The organism is Janthinobacterium sp. GW822-FHT07H10, from assembly GCF_058798675.1.
The window spans coordinates 548,988-574,836 of record NZ_JBXAKS010000001.1; the positions used below are offsets into that span (position 1 = coordinate 548,988).

General features: G+C 64.6%; 29 protein-coding genes. 14 read left to right on the forward strand and 15 right to left on the reverse strand.

Annotated features, from left to right (window positions below):
• Positions 1–1,023 (forward strand): lipopolysaccharide heptosyltransferase I, encoded by a 1,023-nt coding sequence (gene waaC / locus AC1RDJ_RS02465; protein WP_071322059.1) that lies wholly within the window; start codon positions 1–3, stop codon positions 1,021–1,023.
• 19 nt (positions 1,024–1,042) lie between these two features.
• Positions 1,043–2,317: a lipid IV(A) 3-deoxy-D-manno-octulosonic acid transferase gene (waaA, locus tag AC1RDJ_RS02470; protein ID WP_493026393.1), complete on the forward strand. Its 1,275-nt coding sequence runs from the start codon at positions 1,043–1,045 to the stop codon at positions 2,315–2,317.
• A gap of 179 nt (positions 2,318–2,496) precedes the next feature.
• On the opposite strand, the gene AC1RDJ_RS02475 is transcribed toward waaA, so the two are convergent.
• From AC1RDJ_RS02475 to miaB, 11 genes are all read right to left on the reverse strand, one after another.
• Positions 2,497–3,444 carry a M48 family metallopeptidase gene (locus AC1RDJ_RS02475; protein ID WP_289887277.1) on the reverse strand — a complete coding sequence of 316 codons (948 nt, stop codon included), beginning with the start codon at positions 3,442–3,444 and terminating at the stop codon, positions 2,497–2,499.
• 44 nt (positions 3,445–3,488) lie between these two features.
• Positions 3,489–4,229 (reverse strand): lysophospholipid acyltransferase family protein, encoded by a 741-nt coding sequence (locus tag AC1RDJ_RS02480; RefSeq protein ID WP_071322062.1) that lies wholly within the window; start codon positions 4,227–4,229, stop codon positions 3,489–3,491.
• A 16-nt stretch (positions 4,230–4,245) separates the two neighbouring features.
• A complete protein-coding gene (gmhB, locus tag AC1RDJ_RS02485) occupies positions 4,246–4,833 on the reverse strand; it encodes a D-glycero-beta-D-manno-heptose 1,7-bisphosphate 7-phosphatase (protein ID WP_289884892.1) in 588 nt (195 codons plus the stop codon).
• On the reverse strand, positions 4,833–6,935 hold the full coding sequence (glyS, locus tag AC1RDJ_RS02490) for a glycine--tRNA ligase subunit beta (RefSeq protein ID WP_493026394.1): 2,103 nt from the start codon (positions 6,933–6,935) through the stop codon (positions 4,833–4,835). Before glyS ends, gmhB begins: the two co-directional genes overlap by 1 nt.
• 37 nt (positions 6,936–6,972) lie before the next feature.
• A complete protein-coding gene (gene glyQ / locus AC1RDJ_RS02495) occupies positions 6,973–7,887 on the reverse strand; it encodes a glycine--tRNA ligase subunit alpha (protein ID WP_071322065.1) in 915 nt (304 codons plus the stop codon).
• A 150-nt stretch (positions 7,888–8,037) separates the two neighbouring features.
• The gene (gene lnt, locus AC1RDJ_RS02500; protein ID WP_493026395.1) at positions 8,038–9,555 is read right to left on the reverse strand and encodes an apolipoprotein N-acyltransferase; all 1,518 of its coding nucleotides are present in this window, start codon (positions 9,553–9,555) and stop codon (positions 8,038–8,040) included.
• Between the two features lie 79 nt (positions 9,556–9,634).
• A complete protein-coding gene (locus tag AC1RDJ_RS02505; protein WP_071075558.1) occupies positions 9,635–10,513 on the reverse strand; it encodes a CorC family transporter in 879 nt (292 codons plus the stop codon).
• Between the two features lie 116 nt (positions 10,514–10,629).
• A complete protein-coding gene (locus tag AC1RDJ_RS02510; RefSeq protein ID WP_493026396.1) occupies positions 10,630–11,049 on the reverse strand; it encodes a DUF4259 domain-containing protein in 420 nt (139 codons plus the stop codon).
• A gap of 4 nt (positions 11,050–11,053) precedes the next feature.
• Entirely contained in the window at positions 11,054–11,518 is a 465-nt protein-coding gene (gene ybeY / locus AC1RDJ_RS02515) for an rRNA maturation RNase YbeY (RefSeq protein WP_289884895.1), read from the reverse strand.
• The gene (locus tag AC1RDJ_RS02520; RefSeq protein WP_071322069.1) at positions 11,502–12,566 is read right to left on the reverse strand and encodes a PhoH family protein; all 1,065 of its coding nucleotides are present in this window, start codon (positions 12,564–12,566) and stop codon (positions 11,502–11,504) included. The genes ybeY and AC1RDJ_RS02520 overlap by 17 nt, the downstream gene beginning before the upstream one ends.
• The gene (gene miaB / locus AC1RDJ_RS02525; protein ID WP_493026397.1) at positions 12,563–13,930 is read right to left on the reverse strand and encodes a tRNA (N6-isopentenyl adenosine(37)-C2)-methylthiotransferase MiaB; all 1,368 of its coding nucleotides are present in this window, start codon (positions 13,928–13,930) and stop codon (positions 12,563–12,565) included. The genes AC1RDJ_RS02520 and miaB overlap by 4 nt, the downstream gene beginning before the upstream one ends.
• A 638-nt stretch (positions 13,931–14,568) precedes the next feature.
• Between miaB and AC1RDJ_RS02530 the strand changes: the two genes are divergently transcribed.
• On the forward strand, positions 14,569–14,895 hold the full coding sequence (locus AC1RDJ_RS02530) for a hypothetical protein (protein WP_071322071.1): 327 nt from the start codon (positions 14,569–14,571) through the stop codon (positions 14,893–14,895).
• A 163-nt stretch (positions 14,896–15,058) separates the two neighbouring features.
• Here AC1RDJ_RS02530 and AC1RDJ_RS02535 read toward each other — a convergent pair whose 3' ends face one another.
• Together AC1RDJ_RS02535 and AC1RDJ_RS02540 are read right to left on the reverse strand one after the other, a co-directional pair.
• On the reverse strand, positions 15,059–15,904 hold the full coding sequence (locus tag AC1RDJ_RS02535) for an HDOD domain-containing protein (protein ID WP_071322072.1): 846 nt from the start codon (positions 15,902–15,904) through the stop codon (positions 15,059–15,061).
• Positions 15,901–16,239 (reverse strand): hypothetical protein, encoded by a 339-nt coding sequence (locus AC1RDJ_RS02540; protein ID WP_493026398.1) that lies wholly within the window; start codon positions 16,237–16,239, stop codon positions 15,901–15,903. The genes AC1RDJ_RS02535 and AC1RDJ_RS02540 overlap by 4 nt, the downstream gene beginning before the upstream one ends.
• Positions 16,240–16,448: 209 nt before the next feature.
• Between AC1RDJ_RS02540 and AC1RDJ_RS02545 the strand changes: the two genes are divergently transcribed.
• From AC1RDJ_RS02545 to AC1RDJ_RS02560, 4 genes are read left to right on the forward strand one after another with little or no spacing between them, the layout of a single operon-like run.
• Positions 16,449–18,026: a sensor histidine kinase gene (locus AC1RDJ_RS02545; protein ID WP_071322074.1), complete on the forward strand. Its 1,578-nt coding sequence runs from the start codon at positions 16,449–16,451 to the stop codon at positions 18,024–18,026.
• A gap of 14 nt (positions 18,027–18,040) precedes the next feature.
• Positions 18,041–18,628 carry a DUF1697 domain-containing protein gene (locus AC1RDJ_RS02550; protein WP_071322075.1) on the forward strand — a complete coding sequence of 196 codons (588 nt, stop codon included), beginning with the start codon at positions 18,041–18,043 and terminating at the stop codon, positions 18,626–18,628.
• Positions 18,625–19,029, forward strand: coding sequence for a DUF3224 domain-containing protein (locus AC1RDJ_RS02555; RefSeq protein ID WP_493026399.1), 405 nt, complete (start codon positions 18,625–18,627; stop codon positions 19,027–19,029). The genes AC1RDJ_RS02550 and AC1RDJ_RS02555 overlap by 4 nt, the downstream gene beginning before the upstream one ends.
• Positions 19,026–19,205, forward strand: a complete 180-nt coding sequence (locus tag AC1RDJ_RS02560; protein ID WP_071322077.1) for a hypothetical protein — start codon at positions 19,026–19,028, stop codon at positions 19,203–19,205. The genes AC1RDJ_RS02555 and AC1RDJ_RS02560 overlap by 4 nt, the downstream gene beginning before the upstream one ends.
• Positions 19,206–19,266: 61 nt before the next feature.
• On the opposite strand, the gene AC1RDJ_RS02565 is transcribed toward AC1RDJ_RS02560, so the two are convergent.
• A complete protein-coding gene (locus tag AC1RDJ_RS02565) occupies positions 19,267–19,671 on the reverse strand; it encodes a PEP-CTERM sorting domain-containing protein (RefSeq protein ID WP_156894670.1) in 405 nt (134 codons plus the stop codon).
• A 345-nt stretch (positions 19,672–20,016) separates the two neighbouring features.
• On the opposite strand from AC1RDJ_RS02565, the gene AC1RDJ_RS02570 reads away from it, so the two are divergent.
• From AC1RDJ_RS02570 to AC1RDJ_RS02585, 4 genes are read left to right on the forward strand one after another with little or no spacing between them, the layout of a single operon-like run.
• Positions 20,017–20,370 (forward strand): ArsR/SmtB family transcription factor, encoded by a 354-nt coding sequence (locus AC1RDJ_RS02570; protein WP_071326218.1) that lies wholly within the window; start codon positions 20,017–20,019, stop codon positions 20,368–20,370.
• 8 nt (positions 20,371–20,378) lie between these two features.
• Complete coding sequence (locus tag AC1RDJ_RS02575; protein WP_493026400.1) at positions 20,379–20,804, forward strand: YeeE/YedE family protein; 426 nt, start codon at positions 20,379–20,381, stop codon at positions 20,802–20,804.
• A complete protein-coding gene (locus AC1RDJ_RS02580) occupies positions 20,801–21,244 on the forward strand; it encodes a YeeE/YedE family protein (RefSeq protein ID WP_289884901.1) in 444 nt (147 codons plus the stop codon). Before AC1RDJ_RS02575 ends, AC1RDJ_RS02580 begins: the two co-directional genes overlap by 4 nt.
• A gap of 45 nt (positions 21,245–21,289) precedes the next feature.
• Entirely contained in the window at positions 21,290–22,147 is an 858-nt protein-coding gene (locus AC1RDJ_RS02585; protein WP_289884902.1) for a ChaN family lipoprotein, read from the forward strand.
• Here AC1RDJ_RS02585 and AC1RDJ_RS02590 read toward each other — a convergent pair whose 3' ends face one another.
• The gene (locus AC1RDJ_RS02590) at positions 22,148–22,975 is read right to left on the reverse strand and encodes an IclR family transcriptional regulator domain-containing protein (protein ID WP_083411609.1); all 828 of its coding nucleotides are present in this window, start codon (positions 22,973–22,975) and stop codon (positions 22,148–22,150) included.
• Positions 22,976–23,141: 166 nt separating this feature from the next.
• On the opposite strand from AC1RDJ_RS02590, the gene AC1RDJ_RS02595 reads away from it, so the two are divergent.
• Genes AC1RDJ_RS02595 through pcaF form a run of 3 tightly spaced genes read left to right on the forward strand, consistent with a single transcriptional unit; the run spans position 23,142 to position 25,735 of the window.
• Complete coding sequence (locus AC1RDJ_RS02595; RefSeq protein ID WP_289884904.1) at positions 23,142–23,840, forward strand: 3-oxoacid CoA-transferase subunit A; 699 nt, start codon at positions 23,142–23,144, stop codon at positions 23,838–23,840.
• 11 nt (positions 23,841–23,851) lie between these two features.
• Complete coding sequence (locus tag AC1RDJ_RS02600; protein ID WP_493026401.1) at positions 23,852–24,499, forward strand: 3-oxoacid CoA-transferase subunit B; 648 nt, start codon at positions 23,852–23,854, stop codon at positions 24,497–24,499.
• Positions 24,500–24,532: 33 nt separating this feature from the next.
• Positions 24,533–25,735, forward strand: coding sequence for a 3-oxoadipyl-CoA thiolase (gene pcaF, locus AC1RDJ_RS02605; protein ID WP_493026402.1), 1,203 nt, complete (start codon positions 24,533–24,535; stop codon positions 25,733–25,735).
• Positions 25,736–25,849 lie beyond the last annotated feature (114 nt).

Consider the following 25,849-nt stretch of genomic DNA (forward strand, 5'->3'; position numbering starts at 1 on the left):
ATGACCGCTCAATCCGGCGCACAGGCGCCCCTGAAAATCCTGCTGGTGCGCGTTTCCTCGTTGGGCGACGTGCTGCACAACCTGCCGATGGTGCATGACATCGCCCGCCATTATCCGGACGCCACCATCGACTGGGTGGTCGAGGAGGGCTACACGAGCCTGGTGCGCCTGAATTCGCGCGTCGGCACCATCTTCCCATTCGCGCTGCGGCGCTGGCGCAAGAGCCTGGGCAAGAAAGAGACGCGCGCGGAAATTGCCGCCTTTTTCCGCAGCCTGCGCCAGACGCGCTACGATTATGTGTTCGATACCCAGGGCTTGCTCAAGACGGGCATCATCATGGGCGCCGCGCGCCTGGCGCCGGGCGGCCAGAAAGTCGGCCTGGCCAACGGCAGCGAAGGCTCGGGCTACGAAGGCATCTCGCGCCTGTTTCACACGAAAAGCATACCCCTCGACCCGCGCACGCATGCGGTAGCGCGTGGCCGGCTGGTGGCCGCCGCCGCCCTGGGCTACACGGTCGACACGCCGGCCGATTTCGGTTTGCCGGAAGTGTCAGGCAGCGAGCCGCGCCCGGACTGGATGGGCGAGGCGCCGTATGCCGTGTATTTCCATGGCACGGCGCGCGACGCCAAGAAATGGGCGCCGGAAAACTGGATCGCCCTCGGCCACGCGCTCTCGCCCATGCCGATTTTGCTGCCCTGGGGTTCGCCCAAGGAAAAGGCGGAAGCCGAGTTGCTGGCGGCGAGCCTGCCGAATGCGCGCGTGCTGCCGAAACTGTCGATGAGCGACGCCACCATGCTGGCGCGCCGCGCCGCGCTGGTAATCGGCGTCGATACGGGCCTGACGCATATCGCCGCCGCCTTTTTGCGGCCAACGGTGGAAATCTATGCCGATTCGCCGCTGTGGAAAACGGAAGGCAACTGGTCGCCGAAAATCATCAACCTGGGCGATAAAGGTACGCCGCCCGGCGTGCCGGAAGTGCTGGCCGCGGCACAGCGCCTGCTGGCCGACTATCCTCCCGCCTGACTTCAACGTTCAAATCATCATGCGACTTCTTTATACCCTTGCCTGGTGGCTGGCCTTGCCACTGGTGCTGGCGCGGCTGTGGCTGCGCGGCCGCCAGGAGCCCGGCTATCGCCAGCACTGGGGCGAACGCCTCGGCTTCTATGGCCGCCGGCCTGCCCCTGTTCCTCCTACGATCTGGCTGCACGCCGTCTCCGTCGGCGAGACGCGCGCGGCCGAGCCGCTGATCGACGCGCTGCTGGCTGAATGGCCCGCTTGCCGCATCGTCCTCACGCACATGACGCCGACGGGGCGCGCCACGGGCAAGTCGCTGTTCGCCAAGCACGGCGCGCGCCTCGTGCAAAGCTACCTGCCCTACGATACGGGCGCCATGCCGGCCAGTTTCATCCGTCACTTTGCGCCGCGCATCTGCATCCTGATGGAGACGGAAGTGTGGCCGAACCTGATCCACCAATGCAATCGCCACGGCGTGCCCGTGGTGCTGGCCAATGCGCGCCTGTCGCAGCGTTCGCTGGGCAAGGCGCAGCGCCTGGGCAAGCTGATAGGCGACGCCGCGCGCGGCATCACGCTGGTGGCGGCGCAGACGCAGGACGACGCGCAGCGCGTGCGCCAGTTGGGCGTGCCGGACGTGGTGGTCACGGGCAGCATCAAGTTCGACGTCGTCGTGCCCGATGCCGCGCTGGCGACCGGAGCGTGGCTGCGCGGCGCCATCGGCGCCCGTCCCGTGCTGCTGTGCGCCAGCACGCGCGAAGGGGAGGAGCCATTGATCCTCGACGCCTGGCTGCGCGCCAGCCTGCCTGCCGGCGTGCTGCTGCTGATCGTGCCGCGCCACCCGCAGCGCTTCGACGAAGTGGAAAAAATGGTGCTGGCGCACGGCCTGGCCGTGCAGCGCCGCTCCAGCCTGACCGGGGATGGCGTCGTGGCGGCGGGCACGCAGGTGCTGCTGGGCGATACCATGGGCGAGATGTTTGCCTATTACGCGGCTTGCGACTGCGCGTTTGTCGGCGGCAGCCTGCTGCCACTGGGCGGGCAAAACCTGATCGAGCCGGCGGCGCTGGGCAAGCCCGTGCTGATCGGGCCACATACCTTCAATTTTGCGCTGGTGACGGAGCAGGCGATTGCCGCCGGCGGCGCCGCGCTGGTGGCCGATGCCGATGCCTTGATGACGCAAGCGTCGGCACTGCTGCGGGATCCGGCGCGCCTGGCGGCGATGGGAGCTAAAGCGCTGGCGTTCGCGGCGCAGCACCGCGGCGCCACGCCGCGCACGATAGCGGCCATCAAGCCCCTGTTGCCGTGATGGATGCACGGCCAACAATGTTGTCGGATTACGGCCTGCGGCCTAATCCGACCTACTGCCGTGATCGAGGTAGGTTGGATTAGGGCCTGCGCGTAATCCGACAGGCGACTACTGCCGTGATCGAGGTAGGTCGGATTAGCGCTTGCGCGTAATCCGACAGGCGACGCCAACAATGTTGTTTACGCGAACAGGACTGGCAGCTCCTGCGAGCGCTTCCTCAGCGCCTGCTTGGCGCCGTCGTAATCGGGATAGATCGATTCCACGGTGGCCCAGAAGCGGGGGCTGTGGTTCATTTCCAGCAGGTGCGACAATTCGTGCGCGACCACGTAGTCGACCAGCGGCAGGGCGAAATGGATCAGGCGCCAGTTCAGGCGGATCTTGCGCTCGATGGTGCAGCTGCCCCAGCGCGTGCCGGCCGAGGACAGCGACAGCGAGTCGTAGCGCACGCCCAGCTTGTCCGCATACAGGTCCAGCCGCGCCTCGAACAGCTGGCGCGCCTCGTGCTGGAACCAGGCTTTCACTTTTTCCTTCAATTGCTGTTCGCTGCCTGCGGGTGTGACCCATACGTGCAGTTCGTTCGTCTCGCGCTGGAAGCTGGCGCGGTGGCGCGGCGCCTGGTGCAATCGCAGGGTGATTTCGCCACCGAGATAGGGCAGCGTGGCGCCATCGATCCATTCCATCGGGGCCCGCTGCTGGCGCTGCACCTTGCGCTCTCCCCGTTCCAGCAGCTTCGAGACGATCCAGCCCTGCTTGGCGCGGATGGCGCTGTCGATTTCGGCCAGGGTGACGCGCTTGGGCGCCGTGACGCGCAAGCCGTTATCGTCGATCATGAAGCCGATGGAACGGCGCGTGGAGCGGCGCAGGGCAAATTCGACCAGGTGGCTGCCCAGCTGCAGCTGGCGCAATGGCGGGCCGTCGGCGGTGCGTGGCGGGGAAGGCAGGGCAGGGGGAGCGGGAACAGGAACAGCGATGGGCGAGACGGGCGCCACGGGCGGCGGCGCAAGGTGGACCGGCGCCACCACGGGCGGCGCTGGCGGTGCCGTGGGGCGCACCGCCGGGGGCGTGCTGGTCGAGACGTCGTGCGCGAACAGATCCAGTTGCTGGTCGCCGACCTTGATGGTCTTCATCTGCTGGCGCAGGGTCGGCTCCTGGATGACCGCGCTGATGCCGTCTAGCCAGCGTTGTAGGCGTGAGGCGAAATGACGCGCATTTCTGATTCTATCCAATTTTCCACCTGTTGCATCATGCTGTCCGGGGTATGCCCTTCCGGCGAAATCGGTTTGCCTATCGAGACGGTGATCAATCCCGGGCGTTTGAGGAATGACTGCTTGGGCCAACATTCGCCTGAATTATGCGCAATCGGCACCACCACGGCGCCCGTGGCAATGGCCAGGCGCGTGCCGCCGCTCTTGTACTTGCCCGTCTGACCCACCGGGATGCGGGTGCCTTCGGGGAACATGATAATCCATTGGCCGTCCGCCAGGCGGCGCTTGCCATGCGCGACCACGCTCTTGAACGCATGCTTGCCCTGTTTGCGGTCGATCGGGATCATGCGCAGCAGCGCCATGGCCCAGCCGAAGAACGGGATGTACAGGATCTCCTTCTTGAACACATATACCAGCGGACGGGGCAGGCTGGGCAGCAGGAAGATGGTTTCCCAGGCCGACTGGTGCTTCGACAGCACGATGGCCGGCGCGTCGGGGAAGTTCTCGGCGCCCTTGACTTCGTAGCGGATGCCGCAAATGACCTTGGCACACCACAGGATAAACACATTCCAGCGCGAGGTGACCCAATAGCGCTTGTTGTAGCTCAATGGCGCGGCAAAAAAGCACACGCAGGCCCAGACGATGGTGGCCACGATCATGATGATCATGAACAGCAGGGATCGCAGGAACAGGGAAATATTACGCAATGCGGTTCTCCGAAGATTAGATACTGAATGCCACGGTGGGCGCCGGTACGGCTGGCGCCTTGAGCAGGTGGCCGACCACGGCCGCCAGGTCGGGGAAGACCTGGGTGCCGGGTGGCAGGCCGCCCGTCTCGTTGGTTTTTTCGCCCTTGCCCGTCAACACCAGGTAGGGCGTGCAGCCGCTGATGAAACCGGCCTGCAGGTCGCGCAGCGAATCACCAACGGTCGGCACGCCTTTCAGGCTGGTGTTGTAGCGCTGCGAAATTTCATGGAACATGCCTGGCTTGGGCTTGCGGCAGTCGCAATTGTCCGCACCCGCATGCGGGCAAAAGAAGATGGCGTCGATATCGGCGCCCACCTGCTGCGCCAGCGTGTGCATCTTCTGGTGGATCGCGTTCAAGACCGTCATGTCGAAGTACTCGCGCGCGATGCCCGACTGGTTCGAGGCGATCACCACGCGATAGCCTGCCTGGTTCAGGCGGGCTATCGCTTCGAGCGAGCCGGGAATCGGCAGCCATTCGGCCGGCGACTTGATGAAGTCCGGCGAGTCATGATTAATGACGCCGTCGCGGTCGAGAATAATCAGTTTCAGCGCCGGAATGCCCATTATGCCGCCAGCTTGGAAATGTCGGCCACGCGGTTCATCATGCCGTGCAGCGACGACAGCAATGCCAGGCGGTTGTTGCGCAGGGCGACATCCTCGGCCATCACCATGACGTCGTTGAAGAAGCCGTCGACGTCGTCGCGCAGCTGCGCCAGCGTTTGCAGGGTGCCCGCAAAATCGCCCTTGGCAAACGCCGCGTCGATTTCCGGCTGCACGCGCGAGACGGCGGCGGCCAGTTTTTTCTCCGCCTCGTCCTGCAGCAGCGCCACGTTGACGCCGCCGGCAGCCACCTGGCTTACGGCTTCCTCGTTCTTTTTCAGGATATTCGTGATGCGCTTGTTGGCAGCGGCCAGCGAGGCGCTTTCCGGCAGGGCGGCAAAGGCCTGCACTGCCTCCAGGCGCTGCACGATGTCGTCCAGGCGGTCAGGATTCTGCGCCACGACGGCTTCGATTTCATTCGGCGAGAAGCCGCGCTCGCGCAGGATGCCGCGCAGGCGGTCGAGCATGAAGGTGGTGACATCGGCCACCGGATCCTTGAAGCCGGGGATGGCGGCAAATTGCGCTGCCGCGTCGGCCAGCAAGCCCTGGATCGACAGGGGCAGGCGTTTTTCCAGCAGCATGCGCAGCACGCCGAGGGCATGGCGGCGCAGCGCGAACGGGTCCTTGTCGCCCGTCGGCGCCAGGCCGATGGACCAGATGCCGACCAGGGTTTCGAGCTTGTCGGCCAGCGCCACGGCGGTGCCGGTGGCGGTGGTCGGCAGGCTGTCGCCGGCAAAGCGTGGCTGGTAGTGCTCGGAGGCGGCCAGCGCCACTTCCTCGGCTTCGCCGTCATGGCGCGCGTAATACGTGCCCATGATGCCTTGCAGCTCGGGGAATTCGCCCACCATGTCGGTCAGCAGGTCGGCCTTGGCCAGCAGGGCGCCGCGTTCGGCCAGGGCCACGTCGTAGTGCAATTTGGCGGCGATGGCGCCAGCCAGCGACTTGACGCGCTCCGTGCGGGCCGCCTGCGTGCCCAGCTTGTTGTGGTAGACGACATTGGCCAGCAGCGGCAGGCGTGCTGCCAGCGTCTTCTTCTTGTCCTGCTCGAAGAAGAACTTGGCGTCCGACAGGCGCGGTCGCACCACGCGCTCGTTGCCGCCGATGATGTGCTCGGGCGTGTCCGTTGCGATGTTCGAGACGATCAGGAAGCGCGAGCGCAGCTTGCCGTCGCTGTCAGTCAGCGCGAAGTACTTCTGGTTCGTCTGCATGGTGAGGATCAGGCATTCCTGCGGCACGGCCAGGAATTCTTCCTCGAAGTGGCATTCATACACGACTGGCCATTCGACCAGGGCCGTCACTTCGTCGAGCAGCGCCTCGGGCATCAGCACCTGGTCGGCGCCGGCTTTTTCCAGCAACTGGGCGCGGATGCGCTCCTTGCGTTCCTCGTTGCTGGCGATGACGCTGGCGTTGAGGATCAGCGAGGCCGCATAGTTTTCCGCGTGCGCGATGGTGATCGGCGCGCCATCGGTGAGGAAGCGGTGGCCCAGCGTCGTGCGGCCGGCGGCGAGGCCCAGCAGGGTCAGGGGCAGCACGTTGATGCCGTGCAGGGCGATCAGGCTGTGGGCCGGGCGCACGAATTGCACGGTGGTGCCGTCCGGGCGCTGGTAGCTCATCAGTTTTGGAATCGGCAGCTTGGCGGCCGCTTCCGTCAATGCCGCCTGCGCGCCGGTGGCGAGCTGGCTGCCTGGCGCCGTGTACGTGTAGAAGAAGCTTTCGGCCTTGCCGTCGACGGCGCGTTCCAGCTCGGCCAGCGTCAGTTCGGGGAAGCCCAGTGCGGCCAGTTTCTTGGCCAGCGGCGGCGTGCCGTTGCCGTTCGCGTCCAGCGCCACGGAGACGGGCAGGACCTTTTCGCGGATCGATTTGTCGGGCGAGACTTCGCGCACATTGGTGATGGAGACGGCCAGGCGGCGCGGCGAGGCGTAGCTGGTGGCGACGCTGTCGGCTTCCAGGAAGTCGCGCGATTTCAGTCCGTTGACGATGCCGGCGGCAAAGGCGGCGCCCAGTTTGGCCAGCGCTTTCGGCGGCAGTTCTTCGGTCAGCAGTTCGATGAGCAGTGTTTGGTTCATGGTGTTCTTGTCTGGTACGGCGGTGTGGAGGCTCGAATTAGGCGGCGGATTGGTCTGCGGCGGGCAGCATCGGGAAACCGAGGCGCTCGCGCGAGTCGTAATACGCTTGCGCCACCAGGCGCGACAGGGTGCGCACGCGGCCGATGTAGGCGGCGCGTTCCGTCACCGAAATGGCGCCGCGCGCATCGAGCATGTTGAAGCTGTGCGAAGCCTTCATGATCTTTTCGTAGGCGGGCAGGGTCAGCTGCAGCTCGATCAGGCGCTTGGCTTCCGCTTCGTAGTTGCCGAATTGTTCGAACAGCAAGTCCGTATTCGCGTGTTCGAAGTTGTAGGTCGATTGCTCCACTTCGTTCTGGTGGAAGACGTCGCCGTAGGTCAGTTTCTTGGTCGTGCCGTTTTCTTCCCACTCGGTCCACACCAGGTCGTACACGTTTTCCACGCCTTGCAGGTACATGGCCAGGCGTTCGATGCCGTAGGTGATCTCGCCCAGCACGGGCTTGCAATCGAGGCCGCCCACTTGCTGGAAGTAGGTAAACTGGGTCACTTCCATGCCGTTCAGCCAGACTTCCCAGCCCAGGCCCCAGGCGCCCAGGGTCGGGCTTTCCCAGTCGTCTTCGACGAAGCGCACGTCATTCTGCTTCAGGTCCAGGCCCAGCGCGGCCAGCGAGCCCAGATACAGGTCGAGGATGTTTTCCGGCGCCGGCTTCAGGACCACCTGGTACTGGTAGTAGTGCTGCATGCGGTTCGGGTTTTCGCCATAGCGGCCATCTTTCGGCCGGCGCGACGGCTGCACATACGCGGCGCGCCAGGGTTCCGGGCCGATCGCGCGCAGGAAGGTGCCGGTGTGGAAGGTGCCGGCGCCGACTTCCATGTCGTAGGGCTGGAGCAGGGCGCAACCTTGCTTGTCCCAATAGGTTTGCAAGGTCAGGATAATTTGTTGAAATGTGAGCATCGTATGAGTTCGCCGCGCGGACAGGCTGCGCGCTGTAAGGGGTTTGCTTGAAGCCCGGGCGCCTGCTTGGAAAGCGCGTCCGGGCCGGGGTTTTGCTAATTTTAGCGGTTTTTACGGGCCCACTGTGACTCTTCGGGCAATATCGGCCGCTTATTCCTGCCTGGCGGCGCCACGGCGGGCGGCGCGCGACAGCAGGAAGGCCGTCAGCAGGGCCAGCGCGGCCAGGGCCAGCACCAGTTTGTTGCCGTACAGGATGTATGGCGTCATGCCGCCCATGCCCTGCACCTTGGCCGCCAGCGTGGCTTGCTGTTCCGGCGGCAGCAGGCTTTGCACCACGCCCTTGCCGTCGATGACGGCCGTGGCGCCCGTGTTCGTCGAGCGCAGCATCGGGCGGCCTGTTTCCAGGCTGCGCATCTGCGAAATCTGCAGATGCTGCGGGATGGCGATCGAGTCGCCGAACCACGCCAGGTTCGAGATATTCAGCAGCACCGACGCCGATTGCTTGCCGCTGCGGTGGGCGCTGGCCAGCTGGCCGGCGATTTCCTCGCCAAACAGGTCTTCATAGCAGATATTCGGCAGCACCAGCTGGTCGCGCACGGGCAAAGGCGCTTGCACTTCGGCGCCGCGGCCCATGTCGCCCAGCGGGATGGCCATCATGGCGACAAACCAGTGCAGGCCAGGCGGCACGAATTCGCCGAACGGCACCAGGTGGTGCTTGCGGTACTGGTAGTACGGGCCCGGCGTGCTGTTGGGCGTGATCCCCAGCGCCGCATTGTAGAAGCGCTGCTGCTCGTCGAGCACGGGCATGCCGACCAGGATCGTGCTGCCCGTCTGCTGCGCGTACGTGGCCAGGTTGTCGAGATAGCCGGCCGGCAGCTGGTGCGGCAGCACCGTGACGGCCGTCTCCGGCGTGGCGATCAGGTCGGCCGGGGCGCTGGTGATGGCGTTCTGGTACATCCGCAGGGCGCCGAGCACGAAGCCGGGGTCGAATTTCTGCTGCTGCGGCACATTGCCCTGCAACAGGCGCACCGTGATCGGACGTCCCACCGGGTGGGTCCAGTTCACGTATTGCAGGCCAATACCGGCCGCGTACAGCGCCACCAGGCCGCCCAGCGCGTTCCAGCGCGTGCGGTGCGTCAGCAAGAGCAGGGCGCCGGCGGACAGGGCGGCCAGCCAGCCCAGGCCATACGCGCCGACGATGGGGGCAAAGCCGCTCAGCGGGCCGGTATTGTGGGCGTAGCCCGTGGCCAGCCACGGGAAGCCTGTAAACAGCCAGCCGCGCGTCCATTCGAACAGGGTCCACAGGGATGGCAAGATCAACAGCGTCATTGCCGGCAGCGACAGCACCCAGCGGCGGCGCAGCCAGGCGGCCGCGCCCATGGCCAGCGCCACGTAGATGGCCATCAGCAGCGCGAGCAGGGCCACGGCGATGACGGCGACCGGCGCGGCCATGTCGCCATAGCGGTGCATGGAGATATACAGCCAGTGCGTGCCGGCCGCGCACCAGCCGAAGCCATAGGCCCAGCCGATCAGCGCACCGCTTTTCACGCTCGCGGCGCGCAGCACCTGGTAGAACAGCACGCCCAGGCTGAGGATTTGCAGCGGCCAGTAGCCGAAAGGGGCGAACGCCAGCACGGCGACGGCGCCGGCGATGGCGGCAGTCAGCATGCGCGCCCACGTGCTGCGGGGCGGTTTGGCGGGGGCGTTGGGGTCGGCGCGTCTGAAACGCATTTACAGCACGCGCATGTCAGAGTTCCAGTTCCGGCACGTTGGGCAGGCGCTCGACGAGCAGCACGTGCACCTGGCGCGCATCGGCGCGCAGCACCTCGAAGCGCAGGTTGCCCAGGTCGAAGATATCGCCCTTGTGCGCCATGCGGCCCAGGTACTTCGAGACCAGGCCGCCGATGGTGTCGACGTCGTCGTCCACCAGGTGGCTGCCCACTTCCTCGTTGAATTGTTCGATTTCCGTCAGCGCCTTGACGCGCCAGCGGGGGCCGAACTGGCCTTCCTTCAGCGACAGGATATTGTCCTCGGCTTCGTCGAAGTCGTATTCGTCCTCGATATCGCCGACGATCTGTTCCAGCACGTCTTCGATGGTGATCAGGCCGGCGACGCCGCTGTATTCATCGACGACGATGGCCATGTGATTGTGGTTGGCGCGGAAATCGCGCAGCAGCACATTCAGGCGTTTCGATTCGGGGATGAAGATGGCGGGGCGCAGCATGTCGCGGACGTCGAAAGTTTCTTCCGCGTAATAACGCAGCAAGTCTTTCGCCAGCAGGATGCCGATAACCTTGTCGCGCTCGCCTTCGATCGCGGGGAAGCGCGAGTGGGCGGTGGACAGGACTTCGGGCATCCATTCCTCGATCGGCTTGCTGATGTCGATGACATCCATTTGCGAGCGGGGAATCATGATGTCGCGCGCGCAGAGATCCGATACCTGGAACACGCCTTCGATCATCGACAGGGCGTCGGCGTCGATCAGCTTGCGTTCATGCGCATCGTGTAGAACATCGAGCAATTCTGCACGGTTCTCTGGCTCGGGGGAAATGAGTGCGGTCAGGCGTTCAAACAGTGACCGGTGGGGCTTGACGTCAGTTCTGACGCCACTAGGGTGCTCGGGCATAGGAGGCGTGAGCCGTTGTTGCGAAGGGATATAGGATACACCAAAAGTGGGGCGCTACCGGATTTCCCCGCTTTTGATGCAAATTTAATACGCATAATGCGCCGTAGCGCGACGTTTCAAGCCTCCGGGCCCAGCACGCGGGCGCGCAAGTCCGCCACGTCCGCCTGCCAGTCGGCGTAATGCTCGCTGTCCTGCCACAGCTGGCGCAGTTCCGACGCATCGGCCGTGATGCGCTCGAAGGCCAGGCGTGCCTTGTCCAGCAACGGCGGCGCGACTTTCTTCTTGCAGGCCGCCACCCATTCGTCTACTTCGGCGGTGGCCGGGTCGTCCTCGCCCGGTTTTCCCAGCAGGCGGGCGATCACTTCCAGCGCGGCCAGCGCCTCGGCGGCGAACGGCGCCTCGAGTTCGGCTTGCGGGCTGTCGATGACGTTGTCGAGCGTTGTCTCGACCAGTTCCAGGGTTTTATATTCGTGCAAGTCCTGCGCCCAATCCATGGCGTAGTCGTTGCCGAAGGCGTCAGTGGCCCAGGTTCCCATGTGCTTACTCCTTGTACGGGTCGGTAATGCCGAGCTTGGCCAGGATTTCCGTTTCCAGCCCTTCCATCTCGCTTGCTTCCTCGTCATCCATGTGGTCGTAGCCTTGCGCATGCAGCACGCCATGCACGATCAGGTGGGCCGTGTGTTCTTCCACGCTCTTTTTTTGCTCTTGCGCTTCCTTTTCCAGCACGTCCGTGCACAGGATGATGTCGGCGCGCGTCGGCTCGTCGTCGCCAAGCTCTTCGCCTTCGTTGTAGGCAAAGGTCAGCACGTTGGTGGCGTAGTCCTTTTCGCGGTAGTCGCGGTTCAGGGTGCGGCCTTCCTCGGCGTCGACGAAGCGGATGGTGAATTCGGCCGGGGCGAACAGGGCCGCCTTGACCCAGCGGCGCACTTTCGGGCGCGTGATCAGGGTTTCCAGGCGGGCATCCGGATATTGCACGGACAGGGACAGTTTATTTTTTTCGGACATTTTTGGCGCTGGCTGGTTTCAATAGGGGGAGCAACTGGGCGGCGTCGGCACTGGCTGCCTGCGCTGTTTCATAGGCGTCGACGATGCGGGCGACGAGCGGATGGCGCACCACGTCGGTGCTGTTAAATTGCGTGAAGCCGATGCCGCGCACGTCTTTCAGCACGTGCACGGCGTCGATCAGGCCGCTCGTCTGGCTCTTGTGCAGGTCGACCTGCGTGACGTCGCCCGTCACCACGGCCTTGCTGCCAAAGCCGATGCGTGTCAGGAACATCTTCATCTGTTCGACGGTGGTGTTTTGCGCCTCGTCGAGGATGACGAAGGCGTGGTTCAGGGTGCGCCCGCGCATGTAGGCCAGCGGGGCGATCTCGATCACCTGTTTTTCAAACAGTTTTTGCGTGCGGTCAAAGCCCAGCAAATCATACAGCGCATCGTACAGGGGACGCAGGTAGGGATCGACCTTTTGCGCCAGGTCGCCCGGCAGGAAGCCCAGGCGCTCGCCCGCTTCGACGGCGGGGCGCGTCAGGATGATGCGCTTGACGGCGTCGCGTTCGAGCGCGTCGACGGCGCAGGCGACGGCCAGGTAGGTCTTGCCCGTGCCGGCCGGGCCCACGCCGAAGCTGATGTCGTGTTCGAGGATGTCGCGCAGGTAGGCGATCTGGTGCGGCGTGCGCCCGCGCAGGTCGCTGCGCCGCGTCTTCAGCACGGGGCTGGCGATGTCCGGCTCGACGAAGGTGCTGACGGGCGCGTTGGCATGGTGTTCCGAGGCGGCGGACAGGCCCGCGCGCTGCTCCACCAGGGCCAGCTGGACCTCTTCCAGCGGCACGACCTTGTTGGCGATGGCGTAGAACTGCTCGAGGATTTCCACGGCGCGCGCGGCATTGCTGCCGCCGACGATGAATTTCTCGCCGCGGCGGAAGATCGTCACGTCGAGGGCGGCGGAAATCTGGCGCAGGTTTTCATCGAGCGGTCCGCACAGGTGCGCCAGGCGCGTGTTGTCGAGCGGTTCGGGGATGAAATAATGCGGCTGTATCGGGGCTTTGGTTTTCAACTGGCTCTTTTCAATGCTTGGGCGCCGGCGACGAGTTCGCCGCGCAGGGTGTAGGAATGGCTTTCGGTGATGCGCACGTCGACCAGCTGGCCGATCAGTTGCAAACCGTCGGGGCCGGCGTCGAAATTGACCACGCGGTTGTTTTCCGTGCGGCCTTGCAGTTCGCGATCAATCGTATCCTTCTTCGAGCGGCCTTCGACGAGGATGGTTTGCACCGTGCCGACCATGGCCAGGCTGTACTTGCGCGTGTTGGCGTCGATGGCTGCCTGCAGTTGTTGTAAGCGAGCAAGTTTTACGTCGTGCGGCGTGTCGTCTTCCAGGTTGGCGGCCGGCGTGCCGGGGCGCTTGCTGAAGATGAAACTGTAGCTGTTGTCGAAGCCCACGTCGGCGATCAGTTTCATCATGGCGTCGAAGTCGGCCTGGGTTTCACCGGGGAAACCGACGATGAAATCCGAGGAAATGGCCATGTTCGGGCGCACGGCGCGGATGCGGCGGATGATGGACTTGTATTCGAGGCCCGTGTAGCCGCGCTTCATGGCGCCCAGCACCTTGTCGGAGCCGTGCTGCGCCGGCAGGTACAGGTGGTCGACCAGCTGCGGGATCTTCGCGTAGGCGTCGATCAGGCGCTGCGTGAATTCCTTCGGATGGCTGGTGACGAAGCGCAGGCGTTCGATGCCGGGAATGTCGGCCACGTATTCGAGCAGCAGGGCGAAGTCGGCGATGTCGCCGCCTTCCATCGCGCCGCGGTAGGCATTCACGTTCTGTCCCAGCAGGGTGATTTCCTTGACGCCCTGGGCGGCCAGCCCGGCCACTTCCGTCAGCACGTCCTCGAAGCGGCGCGACACTTCCTCGCCGCGCGTGTAGGGCACCACGCAATAGCTGCAGTACTTGCTGCAACCTTCCATGATGGAGACGAAGGCCGAGGCGCCCTCCACCTTGGCCGGCGGCATGTGGTCGAACTTTTCGATTTCGGGGAAGCTGATGTCGACTTGCGAGGCGCCGCTGGCGCGGCGCAGCTCGATCATCTGCGGCAGGCGGTGCAGCGTCTGCGGGCCGAACACCATGTCGACATACGGCGCGCGCTTGACGATGGCATCGCCTTCCTGCGAGGCCACGCAGCCGCCCACGCCGATCAACAGGTGCGGCTTGGCCAGCTTCAGTTCGCGCAGGCGGCCCAGGTCGGAAAACACTTTTTCCTGCGCCTTTTCGCGCACGGAGCAGGTATTGAGCAAGATGACGTCGGCGTCTTCCGGGTGCTCGGTGCGCACCAGGCCATCGGAGGCGCCCAGCACATCGGCCATCTTGTCCGAGTCGTACTCGTTCATCTGGCAGCCGAAGGTTTTGATGAATACTTTTTTCTGCATGGAGTCTGGCGCTTATCGGTAAATGTGGCGGCAAATAAGATGGCTGGGCAGGATGCTGTCGGGCAGGGGAGCGCTCAGGGCGGGGCGCGGTGGATGACCGGCCGGGCGTCTCTGGCTGCCCGGTGGCAGGCTCGCTGCAAGTTCAGTCCATAGTTTAGCGTAAATCGCCGGGACGGGCCATGTCGTGCTTACCTTGCCGACAAGATTTCGAGATGGAAACGTTGACGATGATGGCGATGCTGCAAAGCATTTATTGCCCTGCGTCACCATTGATTTGTAACAAGTTGCTGCAAGGCCTTGTGTGCGCCCGCAGGCATCCTAATGTGTTGAAAAGGCATCGTTGTTAAGCCAACCAGCACCTTGATTGATCTTTAACAATCAAGAAGGTTGCGCGAGGCGCGGATGCTGCCTGTTTGGGCTAGTATATTGCCTTATATGCAATTCATTTCATCGGATTGCAGTGCTATTTACTCACGCGGCAAGCTGCGCACGTTGGCTGGACGTGGCTGTGCGAGTCCTGTGCAGGCAGTGCGATAGGAGGGGAGGGGCTGACGGTTTTGAAATACTTTTAAACACTCTAAGCCAGCCTTAAGTTCGTATCGGCATTATTTTCAACATTCACTAGACGAGGAAAAATCATGGCACATCATGCATTAGCATCGCAAGAGACGTACAACCCTAACCACCTGCTCGATATTCTGCTGAGCAAGATGCAGCTGAAAAACGACGCAGCCCTGTCGCGCCTGCTCGAAGTGGCGCCACCGGTTATCAGCAAGATTCGCCACCACCGCTTGCCGGTCGGCGCGTCGTTGCTGATCCGCATGCACGAAGTGACGGGCATGAGCATCCGCGACCTGCGTGACTTGATGGGCGACCGCCGCACCAAGTACCGTTTGTCCGACGCCCAGGGCCGTCCAAAAGCGGAAGACCGCGGCGATGCGCAAGAATCGAATTACGCGCACTGATGTGGCGGTCGCGCGCTGACTGTTCCGCTTGCGTAGCTGCTGGCGGCAACAGGCTGGCGTGGACCGGGCAGGATGGATGTGTTGCAGTACCCATAACGGCTTTCGCCTCCAGGCGAGGGCCGTTTGCGTTTGCGGCTTTGTCTGCCGAGCCAGCTTGATGGCGTCAGCTTAGCAAGGCCGTGGTGATTTCGTCGTAGCGCAATTCCGTTTCGCGGAACAGCTGCAGATACGTTTCCTCGCCCAGGCCCAGCGCATCCCAGGCCACCGGCGACACGCGCGGCACCATGTCGTCGCCCGCCTGCGCCAGGTCGAGCGCGCAGACGATGGCATTGGCCACGTGGATCAGTGCGGCCAGGAAACCTGCCCCCGGCGCTTCCGGCTGCAGGTAGTTGCCGATCGCCAGGCGCATGGTGTCGGAGAAATTCCAGTGTTCGGCCAGCGCCACGCCCGCCTGTACATGGTCGACGCCGAGCACGGCTTGCTCCGCCTCGAGCAGGCTGCAATCGTGCGCCGCCTGGTGGGCGATGACTTGCGCGTACTGCGTGGGGAAACTGCTGACCAGCACGAGGCGGCCGATGTTGTGCAGCAAGCCGGCCGTAAACGCATAATCCTGGTTGAAGCGGATCTGCCGCGCCAGCACCTTGGCGCAGCCGGCCGTGGCCACCGAGTGGCGCCAGAACGCCTTGTCGTCGAAGCCGGGACAGCGGCCCTCGGGGAAGCAGCCCGTGATGGCGGCCGAGGTGATCAGGCTGCGCGTGGTCTGGAAGCCCAGATAGGTAATCGCTTGCTGGATGGTGGTGGCCTTCACCTGCAAGCCGTATTGCGAGGAGTTGGCCAGGCGCAAGGTCTTCGCCGTCAGGGCCTGGTCGTACGACACTTTCTTAGCCAGCACGGAAATATCCACGTCGTCCTGGTCGATGCTGTTCAACAGCTCCATGACCACGGCGGGCAGCGACGGCAGGTCATCGAGGTGGGCGACGATATCGTCGAGCGTCAGCTGGGTGCTCATGCCGCACCTCCCGTGCCGAGGCGATAATTGCTGACATAGCTGCGCAGCAAGGTGGTGGCCGCCTCGGCGGGATTGTCGGGGTCATGCTTGCGGAACAGGTAAGCGAGCCGTTCGCGGTCGGCGGCCTGCTGCGCGGCGATGGCTTCCGGCGAGGGCGGCGGCGCCTGGATCGGCAGCATGTCGATGCCGTGGCGTGGCATCAGGGCCAGCATGTTTTCCGTCAGCACGGCGCCTTGCGGCAACAGCACGTGTCCATGCGCATCGAGCAAGACGTCCGACAGGATCATGCCAGGACGAACTTGTTCCAAAGGTAAGTGTTGATGCGTGACCGGCATGACGACTCCTTATGATGATTGCGGGATATTACCATTGCCATGTCGCAATGTCTCAACCTGGATCAATGCCCCTGCTGGCGGCAGGGTGCTGTAAATCTTGCCAATAAGCATGTCATACCGTACATTTCAAGTTGTGCTGACGTGTTGCTGACGTATCTGTGCCCGCGCCGCGGGCCAGCGACCGGCCAGGCGCGGGGGAGTGTTGATTGATGGTGAGTATCCAAGTCCGGCTGACTCTGCTTTTCGTCGTGATCGTCACCCTGGTGCTGGGCATTTCCGGCAGCTATACCCAATATACCCTGAGCAAGGAACTGGAATCGGGCAGCGCGCGCCTGCGCAGCGGCGTGCTCACGCGCTTGCAGACGAGCCTGCCATCGGCCCTGTGGGATCTCGACAAATCCAAGGTCGACAGCATCGTGGCGGCGGAAATGTTGCCGCCCGAACTGGTCGGCATCCGCGTCTACGATGCCTCCGTAGGCCTGTTCGCCGGTGAAGTGCGCGACGCCTCGGGCACCCTGGTGCCGCTGGAAACGGATGTCGCCATCGGCGGCACGCCCGTCGAGGCGCCGCTCGTGTTCCGCGACGCCGTGGCCGCGGCCAGCGGCGGCAAGCCCGTCATCGTGGGCAAGGTCATCGTCAATTTCAGCCGCGAACAGATCGACGCGGCGCTGCGCAGCGAAGTGCGGCGCAAGGTGGTGGAAGTGTTGCTGCTTGACATCATTCTCGTCGGTGCGCTGGTGCTGAGCCTGCGCATCGTCTTCGGCCCCCTGAAACAGTTGCGCGACGGCTTGTTCGACCTGGCCACGCGCGGCAGCGATGAAGTCGAAGAGTTGCCGGAAAGCCGGCGCGACGAACTGGGCGACGTGATCCGCGGCTTCAATGCCGTGCAGCGCAAGCTCAAGTCCATCATCGAGGGCAGCCGCCAGGCCGAGGACGTGGCGCGCCGCTCGCAGCAGGAGACGGCGCAGGCCATGGACGAGCTGCGCCGCGCGCAGGAGTCGCTGCTGCAGTCGGAGCGGCTGGCCTCGCTGGGCAGCCTGGTGGCCGGCGTGGCCCATGAAATCAATACCCCGGTCGGCATCGCGCTGACCAGCGCCTCCGTGCTGAAGGAAGCCACCGACGCCATCAGCGAGGCCGTGGCCGGCGGCAGCGTGAAAAAGACCGATATCGTGCGCTATCTGGAGACGGCCGGCGAGAGCGCGCGTCTGATCATGAACAATGCCTACCGCGCCGCGCACCTGATCCACAGTTTCAAGCAGATCGCCGTCGACCAGGTCAGCGAGGCGCGCCGTTTGTTCGAATTGCGCGATTATATCGGCGAGGTGATCTCCAGCCTGCAGCCGACGCTGAAGAAGACGCGCATCGATATCGTCATCGATTGTCCGCCAGACATCATGTTCGACAGTTATCCGGGCGCGCTGGCGCAGGTGCTGACCAACCTGGTCTTGAACTGCGTCGAGCATGCGTTCGATGCGGACACGGATGGCAGCATCCGCATCGGCGTGCGCTGCGACCGCGACTGGATTGAAATGCAGGTGCGCGACAATGGCCGCGGCATCGCGCCGGACATGCTCGACCGCGTGTTCGACCCGTTTGTCACCACGCGGCGCGGGCAGGGCGGCACGGGACTGGGACTGAATATCGTGTTCAACTTGATCGCCAAGCAATTTGGCGGCACCATCACGGTCAGCAGCACCCTGGGACAGGGCGCCACGTTCCTGTTGCGACTGCCCCGCGTGACGCCGTTGCCGGAAGGCGCCGCCAGCGCCGCTGCCGGCCAGGCATAGGCAAGGAGAACGACATGACAGAGGTATACAGCGGACAGCAAGTGGCGTTCTTGCGTGGCATCAATGTCGGCCGCGCCAAGCGCGTGGCCATGGCCGACTTGCGCAAGCTTCTGGGCGATCTGGGCTTCACGAATGTGCGCACCGTGCTCAACAGCGGTAACGTCGTGTTCGAGGCGGGCAGGGTGGCGCCGGCGGACGCGGCGGCCGGCATCGAGGAAGCGCTGGTATTGAAGCTGGGCGTGGCGGCGCGCGTGACGGTGTTGTCGGCCGGCCAATTTGCCGAGCTGATCGAACAAAACACGCTGGCGCCGGCGGCCGATGCGGCGCGCCTGCTGGCGCTGGTGCTGAACAGGCCATCCGATGCCCAGCGCCTGGCGCCGTTGCTGCAGCAGTCGTGGCAGCCGGAAGCGCTGGCGCTGGGCCAGTGGGCCGCATATGCCTGGTGTCCCGATGGCGTGCTGGCCAGCAAGGTGGTGGCGGCGCTGGGCGTCTTGCTTGGTGACGGCGTCACCTCGCGCAACTGGGCCACCATGCAAAAATTGAAACTGCTGCTGGACGGGCCGGACGCGGCAGCCACATCCTCACTAGCCAAGGAGCCATGATGCCGCAGATTACAGGCGAATTCGACGTCACGATCACCCCGGAAAACTTGTCGGACAGGGCGGCGGAGTCGGGGCTGGGGCGTTTGTCGCTGGACAAGCGCTACCATGGCGCCCTCGATGCCCGCGCGCAGGGCGAGATGCTCAGCGCGCGCGCCGGTGTGGCCGGCTCGGCCGGCTATGTGGCGCTGGAGCGCGTCGAGGGCACGCTTGATGGCCGCCAGGGCAGCTTTTACCTGCAGCACAGCGGCAGCATGGCGCGCGGCACGCCCAGCCTGTCGGTGACGGTGGTGCCCGATACGGGCACGGGCCAGTTGCAAGGCTTGCATGGCAGCCTGGCCATCCGCATCGCGGACGGCAAGCATTATTACGATTTCACGTACGACATTTCTGAGGCGCCATGAACTGGGATATCGTGAAAGGCGTCTTGATCGTGCTCGTCGCCATCAGCGTGGTGGTGACGGCTTTCGTGCTGATTTCCGCCTCCGGACCGGACAAGGCGGGCTGCATCGCGCGCGCCCTGAAATCGGGTATTCCCGTAGGCAACATCGAACGGGTCTGCCGTTTGCTGGAGAAGTAAAAAAAATTCCGCGCAAGGCGGAATTTTTTTGCTGCAGCGGCATCAAGTCGCTGGCATGGACTCACGTATCGAATTTTTCCTGTTTTTCGCCATGCACGCTCAAGGCCAGCAAGCCCAATCCCACCAGCAGCATCGAGTACATGCTCGCTTCCGGCACGGGCGCCGGCATGCTGGCTTGCTGGGCGGGCGCCGCCGTGGCGGGTTTCGCTGGCGCCAGGGCACCATGGCGGATGCCGGCGTTGCTCCAGTGCGGCGCCGCAGTCGCGCTGCTGGCCAGCAGGCGGGCATACGGCAAGTCCGGCGTTTCCCAGCCGGGATTATTATTCAGACTGATGCTTTCATCGATCGTGACGCGCTCGCCGGCGTCGTGCAGCTTGTCGCTCGTGGCGTCGCTGTCTGCCGCCGCACTCCATGCACTGGCCGACAAGGCCAGCATGGCCACGCATAGCGGCTGAAATATCCCCATCTCGATCTCCCTGTGTTCACCGCGCGGCGCAGCTGAAACCAGCTGGCGCCTGGGCGGACAATCCACCTGTACGGGGGTGGATCCTGGTTTTTCTGACGACTCTTCATTACAGCACAGATCGTGGCAATTTTGGTATGTATATTTCCTCTTTATTACGAATTTTTGTCATTTTGATAGCGCTGCCGCTATCGTCTTCGCGCACCTTGCATGAGCACGCTATCGGCTACAAAACAGGACAAAAAACACTGTTGTTTTTTTGTGCGAATCGCCAGCAGGAAAACAGTATATTGATTAGTATATTGTTTATCGGAGGATGTACACACTTACCGCCTGTGGGAGGGCATGATGGATACGGTCGCAACGCAACAGACAGAATACAACCTCGACGCCATGCGCGGCTCGGCCTATAAAGCCAGTTCGCTGCTCAAGGCCATGGGCAACGCGGACCGCCTGATGCTGCTGTGCCAGCTGTCGCAGGGCGAGCACTGCGTCAGCGACCTCGAGCAAAAGGTGGGCATAGTCCAGCCGACCCTGTCGCAGCAACTGGGTGTGTTGCGCGAGGAAATGCTGGTGGCCACGCGACGCGACGGCAAGCAGATTTATTACCGCGTCGCCAGCCCGCCCGTGCTGGCCGTGCTGCAAGTGCTGTATGCGCAATTTTGCGCGCCGCGCCCGCCGTTCAACGACGAAGCGGACTAAGCGTTGTCATGACGATAGACTGGCAGCATTTCACGCCGTGGACGTCGCTGGCCGGCGGCATGCTGATCGGCCTGGCCGCGGCCCTGCTGATCCTCTTCAATGGCCGCATCGCCGGCATCAGCGGCATCGTCGCTGGCCTGCTGCGTCCGCGCCGGGGCGACCTGGGCTGGCGCATCGCCTTCCTCGCCGGCCTCGTCGGCACGCCCCTGTTGTGGCAGCTGTGGCAAGCCTTGCCGCCCGTGCGCATCGGGGCGGACACGCCGGCCCTGGTCGTCGCGGGCCTGCTGGTCGGCGTGGGCGTGCGCTATGGCGCCGGCTGCACCAGCGGCCACGGCGTGTGCGGCCTGTCGCGCCTGTCGCCGCGCTCGCTGGCGGCCACCTGTGCCTTCATGGCGGCCGGTTTTCTCACCGTCTACCTGCTGCGCCACCTATGAACACACTGCTGTTTTCCCTGTTGAGCGGCCTCGTCTTTGGACTGGGCCTGATCGTGTCCGGCATGAGCAATCCCGCCAAGGTGCTCGGTTTCCTCGACCTGGCCGGCGCCTGGGACCCGTCGCTGGCGCTGGTGATGGGCGGCGCCATCGGCGTGGCCCTGCCCGCCTTCTGGCTGGCACGGCGGCGCACGACTGCCATCCTGGGCGAGCCCATGCAATTGCCGGCGGCGCGGCGTATCGACCGGCGTCTGCTGCTGGGCAGCCTGGCCTTTGGCGCAGGCTGGGGCATCGCCGGTTTCTGTCCCGGCCCCGCGCTCGTGTCCTTGCTGGCGGGGCAGCCCAAGGCGTGGATTTTCGTGGCTGCCATGCTGGCCGGCATGACCATCTTCGAACTGCTGGCGTGGCGCAAGGGCCGCCGCGAGGCCGCGCCTGCCGCCTGAGGCGCGGTACAATCTGGCGCATCGCCACTCTGGATACCCGCTTACATGAAGAACGTGATTTTCCGCGCCGGCGCGCGCGCCGCCCTGTTGTGCAGCGTGCTGGCGCTGACCGCCTGCGGCAGCTTGCTGAAGAAAGACGCGCCGCCCGCTCCCGCGCCTGTCGCCGACGCCTTGCCCAATCCGCAAGTGCTGCTGCTGGGCGAAGTTCAGGACAATGCGCAAGGCCACCGTTTGCGCGTCGCGGAGTTGCAGCGCCGCCTGGCGGCCGGCTGGCGTCCCGTCATTGTCATGGAGCAGTTTGACCGCAATAACCAGGACTTGCTGACGCGCGCTGCGCGCGAATGCGCGGATCCCGACTGCATCATCCGCGTGATGGAACAGCCGCGCTGGGACTGGAGCTTGTACCGGCCCGTGCTGGACCTCGTCATCAGCTACCAGCTGCCTCTGGTGGCCGGCAACCTGTCGCCGGCCGATGCCTCGCGCATCGTGCGCGACGGCATCCAATGGTCGATGCCGCCGGCCATGGTCGCCACTTACCTGGCCGCGCCCGTGCCGGCCGATATTCTGGAAGGGCAGCAGAAGGACATCCAGGCGGCCCGCTGCAACATGCTGCCGGAGATGATGGTGGCCGGTGTCGTCAACGCCCAGGTGGCGCGCGACATCTGGATGGCCAAGCTGATACGCGACCAGGCGCCGCGCGATGTGGTGCTGATCGCTGGCAATGACCACGTGCGCAAGGATATCGGCGTGCCGCGCTGGCTGAAGCTGGCCGACCCGCAACTGAACGTGCGCAGCATCGGCTACCTGGAACAGGGTAGCAGCGGCTACAAGGGTGCGTTTGACCTGACGCAAACGATGCCGGCGCAGCCGCGTCCCGACCCGTGCGCGAAGTTTAAACAATAATCACTGCTGCACCCGCACCAGGGCGCTGACCCGGCTTGCCGTATCGAGCAGTTTCGGCAAGCTGTGTTCGAGCAGCTGCGCCACGGACGGCCCCGCCGTCTGGCCGCTGACGTTGATCGCCGCTACCACCTTGCCGCTGCGGTCGAACACGGGCGCGGCCAGCGCCACCAGGCCCTGTTCCAGTTCTTCCTGCACCAGGCTCCAGCCCTGGCGGCGCACTTGCGCAATCTCTGCCATCAGGGCGTCGATATCGACCAGCGTGGCTGGCGTCAGTTTCAATAGCGCCATCTTCGACAGCCGCGCGCGCAGCACGTCCGGCGCCAGGTCCGATAGCAGCACCCTGCCCATCGACGTGCAATACGCGGGCAGGCGGCTGCCGATGCCCAGGTTGATCGACATGGTGCGGTGCGCGGACAGGCGCACCACGTAGACGATGTCGTCGCCGTCGAGCACGGTGGCCGAGCACGACTGGCGCAACGATGCCATCAATTCTTCCAGCAGCGGCTGCGCCTGCGTCCATACGGGCAGCGAGGACAGATACGCGTAGCCGAGGTCGAGCACCTTCGGCGTCAGGCGGAACAGCCTTCCGTCCGCTTCCACATAACCGAGATGCAGCAGGGTGTGCAGGATGCGCCGCGCGCCGGCGCGCGTCAGCTGCGCCCGTTCCGCCACTTCACTGAGGGTTTGCCGCGGCGCCTCGGCGCCAAAGCTGCGCAGCACGGCCAGGCCGCGCGCGAACGATTGCACATAGCTGTCGCCAGGACGCGGCGCGCCGTCGGCGTCAAGGCTGGCTTCGGTGGAAAGGGGCGTGCTGCTGCGTTCGGTCATGGCGATTCCAATTGGTCAAGGTGGCAATTATAGCCATGCAGACGGCGGCAACGGCAAATTGACAAGCGCGTCGATCAGGCATATTCTCACGAATAAGTTCTAAATACGAATATTTGTTCGATATGCGAACAAATGACCGATGGATTTGATTTGTAGGAGGCAGGCAATGATCGACAAACTGCGTTCCAGCGTCTTTGACGCGCTGGCCGATATCCACGATGGCGCCACCGTCATGATTGGCGGCTTCGGCGGCGCCGGCCAGCCGGCCGAGCTGATCGACGGCTTGATCGCCCACGGCGCGCGCGAGCTCGTCATCGTCAACAACAACGCGGGCAATGGCGACACGGGCCTGGCCGCCCTGCTGAACAACGGGCAGGTGCGCAAGATCATCTGTTCGTTCCCGCGCCAGGCCGATTCCCACGTCTTCGACGCCCTGTACCGCGCGGGCAAGCTGGAACTGGAACTGGTGCCGCAGGGCAATCTGGCCGAGCGCATCCGCGCCGCCGGCGCCGGCATCGGCGGCTTCTTCACCCCCACCGGCTATGGCACGGACCTGGCCAAGGGCAAGGAAACGCGCGAGATCGACGGCCGCATGTATGTGTTCGAGTCGCCCATCCACGCCGACTTCGCGCTGATCAAGGCGGAGCAGGGCGACCGCTGGGGCAACCTCACCTACCGCAAGACGGCGCGCAACTTCGGCCCGATCATGGCCATGGCCGCGACAGTCAGTATTGCTTCCGTGCATGAAGTTGCCGAACTGGGCAGCATCGACCCGGAACACGTCATCACGCCGGGCCTGTTCGTGCAGCGCATCGTGCAAGTGCCGCGCACGGCCACCGGCCCCGCCGGCTTCAAAGCCGCTTGAGGAGTATCAATATGAATAAATGGAATCGAGACCAGATGGCGGCCCGCGTGGCGGCCGACATCCATGAAGGCAGTGTCGTCAACCTGGGCATCGGCTTGCCGACCCTGGTGGCCAACCACTTGCCGGCCGGCGCCGACATCATCCTGCACAGCGAAAACGGCGTGATCGGCATGGGCCCGGCGCCCGTGCCCGGCGAGGAAGACTATGACCTGATCAACGCGGGCAAGCAGCCCGTCACCCTGCTGGCCGGCGGCAGTTACTTCCACCACGCCGACAGCTTTGCCATGATGCGCGGCGGCCACCTGGACATCTGCGTGCTGGGCGCCTTCCAGGTGTCCGCCACGGGCGACCTGGCCAACTGGCACACGGGCGCGCCGGACGCCATCCCCGCCGTGGGCGGGGCCATGGACCTGGCCATCGGCGCGAAAAAGACCTGGGTCATGATGGAATTGCTGACCAAGACGGGTGAAAGCAAGCTGGTGCAGGCCTGCACCTATCCGCTGACGGGCATCGCCTGCGTCAGCCGCATCTACAGCGACCTGGCCGTGCTCGACCTGGGACCGGCTGGCGCCACGGTCGTCGAACTGGTCGATGGCTTGAGTTTTGCACAGTTGCAAGCACTGACGGCCGTGCCGCTGACGGACGGCCGCGCCCCTTAAGCCTCTCTCTTTAACTTTCTTGGAGGAAAGAACATGACCCACGCATATATCTGCGACGCCCAGCGCACGCCATTCGGCCGCTACGGCGGCGGACTGGCCGGCGTGCGCGCCGACGACCTGGGCGCCGTGCCCATCCGTGCCTTGATGGCGCGCAACCCGGACGTGGACTGGACCGCCGTCACCGACGTGCTGTACGGCTGCGCCAACCAGGCGGGCGAGGACAACCGCAACGTGGCGCGCATGGCCGCCTTGCTGGCCGGCCTGCCCGACAGCGTGCCGGGCGCCACCCTGAACCGTTTGTGCGGCTCGGGGCTGGACGCCATCGGCAGCGCCGCGCGCTTCATCAAGAGCGGCGAAGCGGGCTTGCTGATCGCCGGCGGCGTGGAAAGCATGAGCCGCGCGCCGTTCGTCATGGGCAAGGCCGACAGCGCCTTTGCGCGCGGCATGAAAATGGAAGACACGACCATCGGCTGGCGTTTCATCAACCCCTTGATGAAGGCGCAATACGGCGTCGACTCGATGCCGGAAACGGCGGAAAACGTGGCGCTGGACTTTGGCATCAGCCGCGCGGACCAGGACGCGTTCGCCCTGGCCAGCCAGGTCAAGGCGCTGGCGGCGCAGCAGGCGGGCGTGTTCGACAGCGAGATCTGCCCCGTCAGCATCGTCCAGAAGAAGGGCGAACCGATCCTCGTGGCCCGCGACGAGCACCCGCGCGCCACCACCCTGGAAACCTTGACGAAACTCAAGCCCGTCGTGCGCGCCGATGGCACGGTCACGGCCGGCAACGCGTCCGGCGTCAACGATGGCGCGGCGGCCCTGCTGCTGGCCGATGAAGTCAATGCGGCGCGCTTCGGCCTGACGCCGCGCGCGCGTGTGGTGGCCATGGCGACGGCCGGCGTCGCGCCGCGCATCATGGGCATCGGCCCCGCGCCCGCCACCCTGAAAGTGCTGGCCATGACGGGCTTGACCCTGGCCGACTTCGACGTCATCGAACTCAATGAAGCGTTTGCCGCGCAGGGGCTGGCCGTGCTGCGCCAGTTGGGCTTGCAGGACGACGACCCCCGCGTCAACCCGAACGGCGGCGCCATCGCCCTCGGCCATCCGCTGGGCGCCTCGGGCGCGCGCCTGGCCATGACGGCCGTCAACCAGCTGCACCGCACGGGCGGGCGCTATGCCTTATGCACCATGTGCATCGGCGTGGGCCAGGGCATCGCGCTGGTGCTGGAACGGGTGTGAGCTGCAGCGAACCCGGGCAGGCGCCATGCACTGTGCACTGACACAAGATGCGGCATCGGCATCGGCCAGGGCATCGCGCTGGTGCTGGAGCGGGTGTGAGCTGCAGCGCACCCG